A 15,014-nucleotide genomic window follows, 5' to 3' on the forward strand; every position below is an offset into this window, starting at 1 on the left:
GCAACAAGTTGTGAACTCCGAACGAAATAAATGTGAAGATATAAAGTCGATTAATCAACGGAGTAGGGGGAAGTCGCAGTCAATTGCTTCTTACGCTCATCGCTCACAAACGGCCAAATCAGTCGTTTGACGGTTTCCCAATTTTTTTCTTCGATTTCAGGTCGTCGCGGAATGGCGGGATAGAGTGGGGATGGATCATGCCAGTGTGTAGGTGGGGTTGTTTCTTGTCCACTCCAACGTTCTTGCCATGAAACAGGAATCTCTCCGTGAAACGGAGCTTGTCCGGTCATGGCAGCGAAAACTTGACTCCACGCGCGGGGAACGACACGATACCAGTCATAGCCACCGCCTCCTAAAGCAACGATTTTTCCATTCGTATATTTATTTGCTGCAGCGACGGCGATTTGAGGTATCTGTTCATAACTTTTCATCGTCAAAGATAGATGAGTCAATGGATCAAGCGCGTGTGCATCGGCACCATTTTGCGTAATGATGAGATCTGGTTGGAACAATTCGCAGGCTTCAAAGAGTGCCGTCTCATACGCGAGTAAAAACGAATCATCTTCCGTAAAGGCGTCCAGTGGCACGTTCCAGCTGAATCCATACCCTTCTTCAGACCCCCGTTCCGTCACCATTCCCGTTCCTGGAAATAAGTAGCGACCCGTCTCATGGAGAGACAATGTCATGACGTCCTTTCGATTATAAAAGGCCCATTGTACACCATCACCGTGATGGGCGTCTGTATCGACATAAAGAATTTTACAGTGATATTTTTCAATCATGGCTGCCATGGCGACAGCGGTATCGTTATAGACACAAAAACCAGAGGCACGTCCACGGAATCCGTGATGCAATCCACCGCCGATATGAAAGGTCCGTTTATATTGACCAGATAAGACGAGATCACACGCTTCGATCGTGCCGCCGACAAGGAGAGAAGCGCCCGAATGCATCCCTTGAAACAAAGGTGTATCTTCTGTCCCAAGACCATACATCTGTGCCTTGAGGGGGGTTAATGCTCCGGTTCCAGCTGCTTTGACGGCGGCAATATAATCCTGATCATGAACGAGTGACAATTCTTCATCAGTCGCATGACGTGGCGCGATACAAGGAATGTCATCTAATTGATTCATCGCTTCAAGCAAGGAAACAGTTAATTCGAGGCGAATCGGATTGAATGGATGTGTCTCCGAAAACCGATAAGTCGCTTCTTCAGGACTGTACAGATAAGCAAAATCCTTCATCTGCTCACATCCGGTCCAAGTACATCGAATCCTTCTTTGCGCAACTTTTCGATGATCCGAATCGGATTCATCGTCTGGACACGAAACGCAACGATCCGGACATACGGATCGTCTGTTGGATACACGAGTACATTTAAGATATTGATATTCGTTTTGGCAAGCAGTGCGGCAATCTTTGCTAATGTTCCAGCAGTGTTCTCAACACGGATTTCGATTTGAGAACTTGGTTCGAGTGCGCCCGTCAGTTGAACGAATGTCCGCAACAAATCCGTTTCCGTGACGACACCGACAAGGCGTCGACCGCGAACGATTGGCAGACACGTCAATCGATATTCATAAAACAGCACAGCCGCATCTTCGAGAAAATCGAGCGGGTGGGCCGTGACAGGACTTTCAATCATGATGCTTGAGACCGGATACTGTAGGTCTTGCTTTGCCGTATCCGGATGAAAGATGCTACTTGCGCTTTGAATTTCCTTTAGTCCGACAAGACCGACGAGTTCATGACGGGCATTGACGACGAGAATATGACGAATCTGATGACGTTGCATGAGTTCGACCGCATGCGCGATGGAATTCGTCGGTTGCATCGTGATGCACGTCGTATTCATGATTTGTTCGATTAACATGACGATTCCTCCTCAAGCTCAGTCATACATGAAGCGTCTTCTCAAGCGTAGCGCATCAAAATGAGCGACGACTTCAGGTGAGACGTGTTTTCCGATACGCGCCATTAGGCAGTTAGCAGGATGGGAGGCGATTTCGGGATCGTCGGTCGGGAAGAAGACAAGACCACCATGGTTCATCATCTTCTCCATGATTTTTCGGTAATCCCAGACCGATAGTCCGCTCCCTTTTAAGTCCCAATGCCAATAATATTCAGTCGTTAAAATCAAATAGTGTTCCATGGCGGGATCCAGCATAGAGATTTCAAGCAATTTTTTACCGATCTGTTGTCCGCGGAACCGAGAGGAGACTTCAATCGCTCCGAGTTCCAGGATGTACGGATTGTTTCCTTCGCTCCATGTTTCATAGGGATCAGGATATAAGTAGGTCACATAACCGATGATTTCCATTCCTTGACGAGCGACGATGATCCGTCCTTCCTCAAGGTCTGCAATCTCAACGAGCGCTTGATGTTGTTCAGCAGGTGGACGAAAAGCCGTCAACCCTGAATCGAGTGTATACGTTGCTAGTGTTTGACTCGGTACGGGACCTTCGATGTCAACGGGACCGAGTGATGTTTCATGCGTCCGATGATTGAATTGTTTTTCAAACATGTAAGCGTCACCACCTTCCTATTCATTATAGACGAAAGCGCTTGAGCAAAGAGAGGGATTTTTTAACAAATTGACGGCAAATGGATTGAACTGACGGATAACTAGCTTATAATAAAGAGGAAAACATAGAAGGGGAGGAACGAGACATGAAAGTTTTGAAAGCGCTTCCGGGGAAGCATTGGTTAGCAGAGTATGATGAAACGAACACGTACGACTGGAAAGATGCTGAGCAGTACTTTTCATGGGCGACAACGGGGAAAGTCAACATGGCTCATGAAGCAATCGACCGCCACGCAGAAGGCGAGCGGGCGAACAAGGATGCGCTGATCTATTTCGATGGAACGACGGAACAACGATTCACATATGCAGATATGAAACGATTGACGAATAAAGCGGCAAACGTATTAGTCGATGCAGGGGTCAAAACGGGTGACCGTATTTTCATCTTCATGCCACGTTCACCGGAATTGTATTTTGCCTTGCTTGGCGCACTGAAGGTAGGCGCAATCGTCGGTCCGTTATTTGAAGCATTCATGGAACAAGCGGTCCGTGATCGCTTGCTTGATTCTGAAGCGAAGTTACTCGTGACGACGAAGGCATTGCTCCCACGTGTTCCAGTTGGGGAACTGGAATCACTTGAAAAGGTAGTACTTGTCGATGAAGATGTCGAAGAATCGGACACATTACTCGATTTCCGCAAAGCGTTCGAGCAAGCATCCGATGTATTCGAACCGGTCTGGTTAGATCGTGAAGACGGATTGATCCTGCACTACACTTCAGGATCGACAGGGAAGCCGAAAGGTGTGCTCCACGTTCAAAATGCGATGATTCAGCACTTAATGACAGGTCGCTGGGTACTTGATCTCCAAGAAGATGATGTCTACTGGTGTACGGCTGACCCGGGGTGGGTCACAGGAACAAGTTACGGTATCTTCGCACCATTCTTGAATGGCGCGACGAACATCGTCGTCGGTGGACGCTTCAATCCGGATTTCTGGTACAGTGTCATCGAGAAGTACAAGGTAACGGTCTGGTATAGCGCACCAACGGCTTTCCGGATGTTGATGGGAGCAGGAGCGGATGTTGCAAATCATCATGATCTCTCAAGTCTCCGTCATGTATTGTCTGTCGGCGAACCGTTGAACCCAGAAGTCATTCGTTGGGGGAAAGAAGCCTTTGATCAACGGATTCATGATACATGGTGGATGACGGAGACAGGCGCGATGATGATTTGTAACTACAAGTCGATGGACATCAAACCGGGATCGATGGGGAAACCGATTCCAGGAACTCAGGCTGCGATCATTGATGATCAAGGAAATGAGTTACCGCCATTCCGAATGGGGAACCTTGCTTTAAAAACACCATGGCCATCGATGATGCGTCAAATTTGGAACAATCCGCAGAAATATGAATCGTACTTCTTTAAAGGATGGTATGTCTCAGGGGATTCTGCCTATATGGATGACGAAGGTTACTTCTGGTTCCAAGGACGTGTCGATGACGTCATCATGACGGCTGGAGAACGGGTTGGTCCGTTTGAAGTCGAAAGTCGTCTCGTCGAGCATCCAGCTGTCGCGGAAGCTGGGGTCATCGGGAAACCAGATCCAGTCCGCGGTGAAATCATCAAGGCATTCATTGCCTTGCGTGATGGTTACGAGCCAACGGATGAGCTAAAACAAGAAATCCAAGCATTCGTCAAAGAGGGGCTTGCTGCTCACGCGGCACCGAGAGAAATCGATTTCCGGGATAAATTGCCGAAGACACGAAGTGGTAAAATCATGCGCCGTGTTCTAAAAGCATGGGAGTTGAATCTTGAAACAGGTGATCTGTCGACGATGGAAGATTGAACGTAAAAAAGGATGAATCACCGCAACAGGTGATTCATCCTTTTTGTTAGTTTTCAGAAGCAGCATCGTTTTTCTTTTCATCTTGTTTCTTCTGTTGTTCTTGCTGTTTCTTCGCCTCTGCTTCTTTTTTCTTAGCGTCCGCTTCCGCTTTCTTTTTTGCCTCTGCTTCGGCTTTTGCTTTTGCATCGGCAGCACGTTTTGCGTCTTCCTCTGCTTTTTTCTTCGCATCAGCTTCCGCTTGTTGTTCGTTTTGTTGAGCTTCTTGTTTCTGTTCTTCCGCTCTGCTTGCTTCTTCTTCTCGTTCCGCTTCTTCTTCTTTCTTTTTCTCAGCTTCCGCTTTTTTCTTCGCCTCTTCGGCTTTTTTCTTTTTATCTTCTTCTTTGAAACGACCACTGTTCTTAAAGTCATTTGCTGTTACAGAAGATGGTTGTGTGAAGCGAGCACCTGATTTGAAGTAGCTATTATTAGCGCCATATGCTGCGTTCGCCATTTGTGACCACAGCGTCTGTGTGCGTTGATAATATGTCGTCGGACCGATGAGTGAGTTGTTTTGGTCATGTCCTGTCCAGACGGCAAGGGTCACACCAGGTGTCGAACCAACGAGGTAAGAGTCTTTGACATCATTGGTCGTACCGGTTTTACCTGCCCAGTCTCCCGGAACATTCAATCGGTCTTTTGCAAATGTTGCTGTACCTTTTGTGAAGACACCGCGCATCATATCAAGCGTCAAGTAAGCCGTTCGTGGTTCGTAAATTCGCTTTTTCTTTGGTTTTGCTTTATAAATGTTTTTTCCATCTTTCGTGATTTTCGAAATGACGTATGGTTGCACGAATTCACCATAGTTCGCGAGTGTTGCGTAAGCACCAGCAAGTTCGACTGGTGTGATCTCCATCGTTCCGAGTGCAGCCGAAGGAGCATAACGAATCGCATCCGGTACTTCTACGCCCATATCGACGAGTTTTTGAATCGAGTTCGACATGTTCATCTTCTCGTAAATCTTAACAGCAGGTACATTTAATGAAAGTTCAAGTGCGGTGCGAACCGTCACGTTCCCACGATAACGACCGCCTTCGTTCTTGATTGGGCGATCACCTGGTTGACGTGGTACGGTCTGGTAGTAATACTCTTCGTCATTGACGGTCGATCCCGGAGTAATTAAACCGTTCTCGATACCATTTGAATATACGAGAATTGGTTTTGCTGTCGATCCGATTTGACGTTTGGCTTGGAATGCCCGGTTGAAGTCATCCGCTTTCCCATCCATATAGCGCCCGCCGACGAATCCAAGGATACGACCTGTTTCGTTTTGAACCATGACCGCTGCTGTCTCTTCGGGATCTTGTTTCGAAACGGTTTTTTTCGTTTTTGGATCCACGACTTGTTTGTACTGCATGCTGCCAGGGAAGTTTCCATTGTTCTTCGCAGGTTGTTGCATGGATTCATGAATTTTCTTATCCAGCGTCAAGTGAACTTTGTACCCACCTTGACGGAGAGCAACCAGTGCTTGATCCTGGTAGTTTGCTCGAACTTCTGCTAGTTCAGACGGTTTGACTTCATCTTCTTTAATTCCATCTTGTTTCATCAAGTACTTCGTCATGATTTTTGTTGCTTCACGCTCTGCTAAGTCGTAGACATACGGATATGTGTCACGTGAACGTTTCGATTGTTTCGCAAAGTCTTTCGTGATATCGTACTTGATCGCTTTTTCGTATTGTTCTTTTGTGATGTTTTTTGCGACATACATCCGCTTCAAGACGGTTTTCATCCGATTGATACTTGGTGTCAAATCTTTCTTGACGACGCCACCTTGAAGATACGGTGTGTAATAATAAGGGTTTTTCGGAATGCCGGCGAGGAAGGCTGCTTGTGGTAATGTCAGCTTTTTCGCTGATTTATTAAAGACACCTTGAGAAGCTGCTTCAATTCCAGCAATGTTACGTCCGAGTGAGTTTCGACCAAATGAGACGACATTCAAATAAGCTTGAAGAATTTCGTCTTTTGACATCGCATTCTCGAGGCGTAGCGCTAAGATGATTTCCTTTGCTTTGCGTTCGAACGAGACTTCATTCGTCAAAATTTGGTTTTTAATTAATTGTTGAGTCAACGTACTTCCGCCAGTCCGTGACGCGGAGTTTGTCAGCTCTTGCAAGACTGCACGCAATGTTGCTTTTGGGACAACACCATCATGCTGATAAAAATCAGTATCTTCAGTTGATAAGACGGCATCTAATAAATACGGAGAGATATTTTTAATGTCGACAGGCTGACGTTCTTCATCAGTAGAGACGTTCGTCAATTTCTCGCCGCTTCCCCAATAAATCTGACTCGTTACTGCATAGCTATTGACTTGTTGTTTCATTTCCGTCAATGGAGGGGCTTTCGTACCTTTGACAAGGGAAGCGAAGTATCCGCCGGCAGCTCCGACAGAAAAGCTTCCAATGAGCAACACTGCTATGATGAGGAATAAAATGATGTTCCATGAAACATCGTATGTGATATTCGACCAGTGCCGAACGGCTTTCGTCCGGGGGTGATTCCAAAACTTGGACCAGTTCTCGCGCATAAATGATCTCCTTTGCATCTTAAACTTAGGTGTAAATTAATATTAAATCACAGATAGACGTATTATACCATAAATCCATTGCTTAATTTTGGCTTGACAGCGGATTCGCCTTCGACGTATCATGAAACCATCTTATTTTCATATGATACGTTAAACAGTGATCGGAATACAGTAGTAAGTCACTCCCTGTGACAGAGACCTAGTGGTGCTGCGAACTAGGACACAGTGAACTTATGAATTACGCTTCCAGGAGTTTCTTGAGAAATCAAGCGGTCCGTCCCGTTATCGACGAACCAAGTGGTCCTTTTTAAAAGGGCAATCAGGGTGGTACCACGGAATCTTCCGTCCCTTCGTCTTAGACGAAGGGACGGTTTTTTATTGTTAAAAGTGAACTTTAGGAGGAGACACAATGACGTTATTAGAGGATTTAGAATTTCGCGGTTTAATTAACCAGATGACGGATGAAGAAGGATTGAAGACATTACTCGAGACACCAACGACACTTTACACAGGATTTGATCCAACAGCGGATTCACTTCACATCGGACACCTGTTGCCGATCTTAGTCTTAAAACGATTCCAACAAGCAGGACACCATGTCGTAGGTCTCGTTGGTGGAGCAACGGGAATGATCGGAGACCCGAGTGGTCGCGCAACAGAACGTTCGTTGAATACATCGGATATCGTCGAAGAGTTCGCGAATCGGATTAAGGACCAGTTGTCACGTTTCTTACCACTTGAAGGAGAAAACCCGGTCACGATCGCCAATAACCTGGACTGGACGAAAGATTTGACGATCATCGATTTCTTACGCGATATCGGAAAACACTTCCCGGTCAGCTACATGCTTGCGAAAGATTCTGTTGACTCACGCCTTCAAAACGGGATCTCATTCACTGAGTTCTCATACATGTTACTTCAATCGTTTGACTTCTTGAAACTCTACGAAGACAAAGGATGCCGCCTTCAAGTCGGAGGTAGTGACCAGTGGGGTAACATCACAGCAGGGATGGAATTGATTCGTCGTGCGGGTCATGAAGAAAAAGCATTCGGATTGACGGTACCGCTTGTTACAAAAGCAGACGGTCAAAAATTCGGTAAGACAGCAGGTGGTGCGGTTTGGTTAGACGCTGACAAAACGTCACCGTACGAGTTCTACCAATTCTGGTTCAACGTTGACGATCTTGACGTCATCAAGTTCTTGAAATACTTCACGTTCTTAACGCACGAAGAACTCGACGCGCTCGCAGAAGAAGTCAAGGCAGCACCAGAGAAGCGTGTCGCGCAACGTCGTCTTGCAGAAGAGATGACCGTTCTCGTCCATGGTGAAGAAGGTCTGACACAAGCACAACGTATTACGACGGCACTCTTTAGTGGAGATATTAAATCGTTGCAAGTAGAAGATATCGAAGATGCGTTCAAAGGAATGCCGCGCTTTACACTCGGCGAAGCGACAAACCTCGTCGACGTTCTCGTTGAGGCGAAGATCAGTCCGTCAAAACGTCAAGCACGTGAAGACGTTACGAACGGTGCGATCTACCTAAACGGAGAACGCGAGCAAGACTTAACGAAAGAAATCACGGAAGCTGATGCAATCGGTCGCTTTACGATCGTACGTCGCGGAAAGAAAAAATACTTCGTCATCGAGCATGCTTGATGATATACGAAACGCTCCCTGCACTTAGATGCAGAGAGCGTTTTTTTAAGCTGTTCGGAATAAACGGAGTGGCAACAAGCGAACGGCAATCGTCGTGGCAATGACAGCTTTGATCGTATCCCATAAGACGAAAGGATAGTTAATCGCAAAAGCATCTATGAACGATAGATCGAGTACAGCCATTAGACCAAATGTTCCAAGCAAGTAGACTAAACCAAGACCAAAGACGATCATCCCGATGAAGAGGGGAACGAAGCGACGCGTTTTTTCAGCAACAAGACCGATGAAGAATCCAGCAATCGGAAAGGCAATCAAATAACCAACGGTTGGTCCGACGAATGGGGCTAGTCCGCCTTTTCCGCCAAGCACCGGTAGACCAGCTGCTGCGAGTAATAAGAAGATTAAGACAGCGAGTCCACCACGTTTTCCGCCGAGAATCGCGCTGACCGTCATGATCGCGAGCATCTGGAGCGTGATCGGAACAGCGCCGACAAGTTGAATTTGTGGCAAAGAACTGACGGCTGCGATGATGGCAGCACCAAGGGCGATGAATGTTAAATCTCTTGTTTTCATGAATGAAGTCCTCTTTTCTGTTTGTGTTAACTATGTATATTTAAAGGTTAACACAAACGAATGAATGACGTCACTCTTTTTTTAAGACCAGGTATACATTTTAGTCATAGTCATAAAAAAAGCACCCACCGAAGTGAGTGCTGGAACAATCGATTAACGTGAGTAGTACTCGACGACGAGTTGTTCTTGGATTTGATCGTTCAATTCAGAACGCTCAGGAAGACGGACGAACGTTCCTTCGAGCTTCTCAGCATCGAAAGTAACGAAGTCTTTAGTTGCTGGAGCAACTTCGAGTGCTTCTTTGATAACGACAAAGTTCTTCGATTTTTCGCGAACTGAGATCGTTTGACCTGGTTTCACGCGGAATGATGGGATATCAACGCGTTGTCCATCAACTTGGATGTGACCGTGGTTGACGAGCTGACGAGCAGCACGACGTGTACGAGCCATACCCATACGGTAAACGACGTTATCAAGACGTGCTTCGAGTAAGAACATGAAGTTCTCACCGTGGATACCAGGCATTTTGCCAGCATCGTTGAAGATACGGTTGAATTGGCGTTCGTTTACTCCGTACATGTGACGAAGTGTTTGCTTCGCTTGAAGTTGAAGACCGTACTCAGATACTTTACGACGGCTGTTACCGTGTTGACCTGGTGCGTAAGGGCGTTTTGCGATTTCTTTTCCTGTTTCAGTAAGTGAGATACCGAGACGACGTGAGAGTTTCCAAGCTGGACCTGTATAGCGAGCCATAATAAGACTCCTCCTTATTGTTCGTTATTATTTGCATAAAAATAATAACGCCATCAAACCCACATTACGCCCATTTCATGATGTGGCACCCTCGCTTGATAGCAAAGTTACACGATGCCCCTCCGGTTATTCACCGAGTCATGAAATGTGATACGTAAGCGATTTGACCGCTATCGTTATCATTTCTGCACTTTTACAAGTATACGGTGTGGACGATTGACTGTCAATCAGAATTACAGATGGCGAAGCAGTGTCGTACAGAATGCTTCTAGACCAGCTTGATCGACTTCGTCGAAACGGTTGAATTCTGGGCTGTCGATATCGAGGACACCGATCGTTTGTCCGTCTTTGACGAGTGGAATGACGATTTCTGAATTCGAAGCCGCGTCACATGCGATGTGACCTGGGAACTGATGCACATCTTCGATTCGTTGTGTCGTCTGTTCTGCTGCGGACGTTCCGCAGACACCACGACCAAATGGAATACGGACGCATGCTGGAAGTCCTTGGAACGGTCCGAGGACGAGTTGGTTTTGCTCCGTATCCGTCAAATAGAAGCCGACCCAGTTGATACGGTCGAGGAACTGGTTGAGCAACGCGCTCGCATTCGATAAGTTCGCAACTTGATTGTCTTCTCCCATTAATAGCGCATCGAGTTGTTTTGATAGCATGTCGTATTGTTTCGTCCGGTCACCTTCATATGTCTTTGTTTCGAACATAATAAAAATTCCTCCCGTGAAAAGTGTATTTTTCTTAGTTTAACGAGTTTTCGCGTAGCTGACAAACAATTGATTTTTGGAAAAAGGATTCAAAACAGCGGAAGAAATCAGGAAAAGCCTTTGTAAATCTATGCAAAACGGTTGCGCTATACTATTATAAGGATAAGATTATTGCGATTTAGAGAAAATCTAAAGTCGTAGGACAGAGTGGAGGTCGTGACAAATGTGGGCATGGGTGATCGGAGTCATCGTCATCGTATTACTCGTCATGCTGTTTAGCATGATCAGTCGAAAAAAATACTACACGAAAATCGATGAACTTGATATGCGCAAACAAGGCATCGTCAGTGCATCGATTCCAAAGGAGTTGCAGGACTTAAAGCAACTACCGATGGCGGGTGAGACGGAGACGAAGTTCAGCTCCTGGCATCAAGCGTGGGAAGAGTTATTAACGGTCCACGTCGCCCAAATCGATGAGACCCTTTACCGGGCGGAGGAAGCGCTCGATAAATATCGGTTCATCGCCGTCAAGAATGACCTCGAAGTAACGGAACAATTGATTGCAGAACTCGAAGGGTTGATCGATGAGATGCTCGTCGAGATGTCGACGTTCAAAACGAATCAATCGGTTCTAGCCGAACTGAAAGCGCAAGGGGAAGCCGATTCAGGGCAAGTTCGGAAATCATTATTGATTCAAGCGAACTCATTCGGTCCGGCGCTTGCGCGTCTCGAAGAACGAAGTGAACAAATCGACGCGCACTGGAATGAGATGTGTCAGTACGAAGCTTCAGGTGAAGTGACGAAGGCGTATGAAACAAGTTTGTTACTCGAGCAAGAAGTAGCAACGACGCGTCAACTCGTTGAACTCGTACCGAAACAATGGAAGATTCTCGCTCATGAATTGCGTCAACGGATTGATCAGCTCGGAGCGGGCTATAAGGAAATGTCATTAGATGGGTATCCACTTGAACCACTCGGTCTCCAATCCGAGATCAAACGGTTCGAGGAACAACGTCTGAGCCTTTCTGAAAAAATCGAAATGCTAGAAGTCGACGGTTTGGAAGAGGCGATTCAACAGTTATCGGCCGATGTGGATCAAATGTATGATACGTTCCGTCGTGAGGTCGATGCGCGTCATCAAGTGAAAAAAGAAAACCAATTCTTGAAACAAAAAGCGCTACGGATGCGTGAACGGATTCATCAATTGGCACAAGAGTTCAGCATCCTACGTGAAAAATATGAAATCTCAGCAGATTTAGGGATTCACTATGAGACAATCCAGCGTGACGAAGAGCTACTGTTTGAAGCAGCAAAAGATCTTGATGAGTCGATTGCCGGAAAAATCATCCCGTTCAGTATGCTCGAAGATCAGATGCGCGATGCGATTCGCCTCGAAGAACAGTTGATGATTCAGTACGAACGCTTTACGATCGAACTCCAAGCACTTCGAAAAGAAGAGACGGAAGTTCGCGAACGAATCGTCGAATGGCGTCATCAGCTGTCGCAGACACGTCTCCGTCTGAAACGACTCGGATTACCGAATTTACCAGCTGAGGTGGAAGAAGCGCTCCGAAATGCGAATCGTTCACTGCAGACGCTTGAGACACGGTTAGAGGAGTTACCGTTTAACGTTCGATCGATCGTCGCACAAAGTCAAGACGTCCAAGAAACGTTTAAACATGTGCAAGAACGGTTAGATACATTAGTGTTCGAAGTCACGTATGCCGAACGGCTCGTCCAGTATGCGAACCGGTACCGTCGCCACGACAACGAGATACATATGTCGCTGACGATCGCGGAAACGAAGTTCTTAGCGGGAGACTATGAACGAACGATTGTCTTAGCGGAACGTGTCCTAAATGAATACGATCCGGCCGCGATCGAACGTATTAAACGGTCGTGTGCACCAGAAGAAACATTGCACGTTTAAATCAGGATCGACAATTCAGGGTGACCGTCATGGTCACCCTATTTTTGTAAAAAGAGGAGTGAGTGGAATGGGAACACTATACGTAAACGGATTGATTCGAACGATGGCACACGAAGAGGATGTCCATTCAGCGATGTTCGTCGAGAAGACGCGGATCATCGCGATGGGAGAGGAAGGAAAGCTACGCCGCCGTTTCGGTAGACGTATTGATCAAATTCACGACTTGAACGGAAAAGCTGTATATCCAGCCTTTACGGATGCGCATATTCATCTGATCGGTTACGGGGAAGCGATCAATCGTGTCGATGCCTCGCGCTATACGACGCTTGAAGCGTTAGGGCAAGCTTTTCTCAAGGCGGAACCAGTCAATGGAATCCATGTGGCAGAAGGCTATGACGAAACGAAGCTTGATCGTGCACCGACGAAAGCATGGCTCAATCAGTTGTTCCCTGATGCACCTGCATTGTTGAAACGAACAGACCGGCATACAGCACTTGTCAACGATGTCTTGTTCCAACAGCTCGGATATAAAGCGTCGACCGTCATCGAAGGTGGAAAGGTCGGTTTATCGGATAATGGAGAAGCAGACGGATTCTTGTACGATGCGGCGCTTGAACCTTTATATGCGTTACAAGCTGGAAACTTGGAGCGGAATAAAGCGTCCCTTCGGTCAGCGATTAAGAACTTATACCAATATGGCATCATTGCGGCACACACAGAAGACTTGTCGTATCACGGGGATGTCGCGGACATCTTGCAAGCCTATAAGGAAGTGACGCAAGAGACAGGCTTCCATACGCATCTGCTCGTGCATCATCTTGTCATCGATGAGTTCGTGCAACAACAACCTACTTTACCGTCAACGATGTCAATCGGTGCGATGAAACTGTTCGTCGACGGCGCGCTCGGAGGACGAACCGCTCTTCTCGGTCGTGGTTATTCCGATGATCCGACGACACGTGGTATCGAAGTGCATACGCCAGAACAACTCGAACAACTCGTCAAACGCGCACGTAGTTATGGATTCACAGTCGCGGCACATGTCATTGGTGATTTAGCGATCGAGCGGTTCGTACAGGTGCTCGAGAAGTATCCGGCACCAAAAGGGAAACGCGATCGCATCATTCATGCGACGGTCGTCCGACCAGAAACGCTTGCGCGAATTCGGAAGTTACCGGTCTTGATTGACGTTCAACCAGTCTTTTTACTGGATGACGCCGACTTTATCGTCGATCGACTCGGATTGAACCGCTTAGACTGGAGTTACCGTTTACGTTCGTTAGCTGAGACCGGCGCATTATTGTGCGGCGGAGCAGATGCGCCGATCTCTGACCCCGATGTCCGACGGTCGCTTTATGCAGCAACCGAAGGAACGGCAGGGCGTGTCAATAAAACGAACGAGACGTTATCGATGTTTGATGCCTTGTTGCTCTTTACGAAGAATCCACATCTCGCGACGGAAACACACGGTCGAAAAGGATTGCTCTTACCAGGCTATGATGCCGACTTCGTCATCTTTGAAGAAGACTTCTATCGCTTGCGTGGGGAAGCCATCTTGAATAACCGTTTGGTCGAGACGGTCCAAGCTGGAAAAACCGTTTATCAGGCGGAAGCCGCGTTAGTGTGATGTTCGCGTATAGTGTGAAATAGCTTCCGAATAGAACGTCGATAGTCCGGGGGCATACGCATCGTAATAGGCGCAGAACCGTTCGTCAGACACATACATCTGACCGAGTGAGGCAAAGAGAGATAATGCGCATGGGTAATAGTACGTATCGATGAAATCATGTTGTTCTTTGACGACTTGTTGAACGTCCGGATTCGTTGCCGCATGCCCGTCACGGTAAAGAGTCGTCAAGCGCTGATCGAGTTGCTTATGCATGCTGCTCAGTTGTTCTTTCTCTTTCGGTGTTCGTAATTGTTGTCTTTTTGCACTGATTCGATAGGCGTCAGTGTCACCGTAGTGTTGCTGGACTTCATCTGCATGTTGTTTTTCATGCGTAACGATCTCTTCATGACGCAAACCGCGGAATAATTGTTCGTCTTTCATCGGGAGTCCTCCTTTTAAGGTGAGTAATGTCTGTTCAGCGAGTCGAGCAAGCATTTGATAACGCGAAGCTTTTTCTTGAAGGAGTGCAATCTGCTTTTTCAGTGTCGTATGATGATTGGAATAAGATTGCGTGAGTAATCTTTGGATTTCTGACAGTGGGAAATCAAGAGAGCGGTAGAGCAGGATTTGTTGTAAACGTAAAAGATCCTCTCTGCTGTAACTTCGGTGACCAGCATTGGTGCGCTTTGGCACGAGGAGACCGATCGTCTCATAATGATAGAGTGTTCGTTTTGTGACGCCGGTCAGTTTGGCGATTTCCTGAGTGGAATACATCATTTGTGTACCTCCTTTGATTGGAGTATAAAGGGTGACGTAACGGAAGACGCAATAAAAAA

Annotated in this window: 12 protein-coding genes and 1 other annotated feature; of the genes, 4 read left to right on the forward strand and 8 right to left on the reverse strand. The window is 46.8% G+C overall.

All coding sequences use genetic code 11. The features are described 5' to 3' along the window. Window positions 1-50: 50 nt before the first annotated feature. The 3 genes from EXG77_RS04150 to EXG77_RS04160 are packed head-to-tail and all read right to left on the reverse strand — an operon-like array spanning window position 51 to window position 2,524. Window positions 51-1,244, reverse strand: a complete 1,194-nt coding sequence (locus tag EXG77_RS04150) for an acetoin utilization protein AcuC (protein ID WP_035396504.1) — start codon at window positions 1,242-1,244, stop codon at window positions 51-53. Further along, window positions 1,241-1,873, reverse strand: a complete 633-nt coding sequence (locus tag EXG77_RS04155) for an acetoin utilization AcuB family protein (RefSeq protein WP_035396507.1) — start codon at window positions 1,871-1,873, stop codon at window positions 1,241-1,243. Before EXG77_RS04155 ends, EXG77_RS04150 begins: the two co-directional genes overlap by 4 nt. An 18-nt stretch (window positions 1,874-1,891) precedes the next feature. Next, window positions 1,892-2,524, reverse strand: a complete 633-nt coding sequence (locus tag EXG77_RS04160; protein WP_035396509.1) for a GNAT family N-acetyltransferase — start codon at window positions 2,522-2,524, stop codon at window positions 1,892-1,894. Window positions 2,525-2,670: 146 nt separating this feature from the next. Here EXG77_RS04160 and acsA point away from each other — a divergent pair, with 146 nt between their 5' ends. Beyond that, window positions 2,671-4,374: an acetate--CoA ligase gene (acsA, locus tag EXG77_RS04165; RefSeq protein WP_035396511.1), complete on the forward strand. Its 1,704-nt coding sequence runs from the start codon at window positions 2,671-2,673 to the stop codon at window positions 4,372-4,374. A 46-nt stretch (window positions 4,375-4,420) separates the two neighbouring features. Here the strand turns inward: acsA and EXG77_RS04170 are convergent, their stop codons facing one another. Further along, window positions 4,421-6,937, reverse strand: coding sequence for a transglycosylase domain-containing protein (locus EXG77_RS04170; RefSeq protein ID WP_052017092.1), 2,517 nt, complete (start codon window positions 6,935-6,937; stop codon window positions 4,421-4,423). Window positions 6,938-7,085: 148 nt separating this feature from the next. Further along, window positions 7,086-7,290 (forward strand) — a binding site (T-box leader). A gap of 56 nt (window positions 7,291-7,346) precedes the next feature. Here EXG77_RS04170 and tyrS point away from each other — a divergent pair. After that, the gene (tyrS, locus tag EXG77_RS04175) at window positions 7,347-8,594 is read left to right on the forward strand and encodes a tyrosine--tRNA ligase (RefSeq protein ID WP_035396513.1); all 1,248 of its coding nucleotides are present in this window, start codon (window positions 7,347-7,349) and stop codon (window positions 8,592-8,594) included. Window positions 8,595-8,639: 45 nt separating this feature from the next. Here the strand turns inward: tyrS and EXG77_RS04180 are convergent, their stop codons facing one another. The 3 genes from EXG77_RS04180 to EXG77_RS04190 form a co-directional block, all read right to left on the reverse strand. After that, window positions 8,640-9,167, reverse strand: a complete 528-nt coding sequence (locus tag EXG77_RS04180) for a biotin transporter BioY (protein ID WP_035396516.1) — start codon at window positions 9,165-9,167, stop codon at window positions 8,640-8,642. 153 nt (window positions 9,168-9,320) lie between these two features. Beyond that, a complete protein-coding gene (gene rpsD / locus EXG77_RS04185; protein ID WP_023469059.1) occupies window positions 9,321-9,920 on the reverse strand; it encodes a 30S ribosomal protein S4 in 600 nt (199 codons plus the stop codon). 233 nt (window positions 9,921-10,153) lie between these two features. Beyond that, window positions 10,154-10,639: a GAF domain-containing protein gene (locus EXG77_RS04190; RefSeq protein ID WP_023469058.1), complete on the reverse strand. Its 486-nt coding sequence runs from the start codon at window positions 10,637-10,639 to the stop codon at window positions 10,154-10,156. 223 nt (window positions 10,640-10,862) lie between these two features. Between EXG77_RS04190 and ezrA the strand changes: the two genes are divergently transcribed. Both ezrA and EXG77_RS04200 read left to right on the forward strand, forming a co-directional pair. Continuing rightward, entirely contained in the window at window positions 10,863-12,569 is a 1,707-nt protein-coding gene (ezrA, locus tag EXG77_RS04195) for a septation ring formation regulator EzrA (RefSeq protein ID WP_023469057.1), read from the forward strand. Between the two features lie 67 nt (window positions 12,570-12,636). Further along, complete coding sequence (locus EXG77_RS04200; protein WP_023469056.1) at window positions 12,637-14,196, forward strand: amidohydrolase; 1,560 nt, start codon at window positions 12,637-12,639, stop codon at window positions 14,194-14,196. Here EXG77_RS04200 and EXG77_RS04205 read toward each other — a convergent pair. Then, window positions 14,188-14,955, reverse strand: a complete 768-nt coding sequence (locus EXG77_RS04205; protein ID WP_052017093.1) for a MerR family transcriptional regulator — start codon at window positions 14,953-14,955, stop codon at window positions 14,188-14,190. The two genes, EXG77_RS04200 and EXG77_RS04205, sit on opposite strands and share 9 nt — an antisense overlap. Window positions 14,956-15,014 lie beyond the last annotated feature (59 nt).

This window comes from Exiguobacterium sp. OS-77, from assembly GCF_000414195.2.
GTDB lineage: Bacteria > Bacillota > Bacilli > Exiguobacteriales > Exiguobacteriaceae > Exiguobacterium_A > Exiguobacterium_A indicum.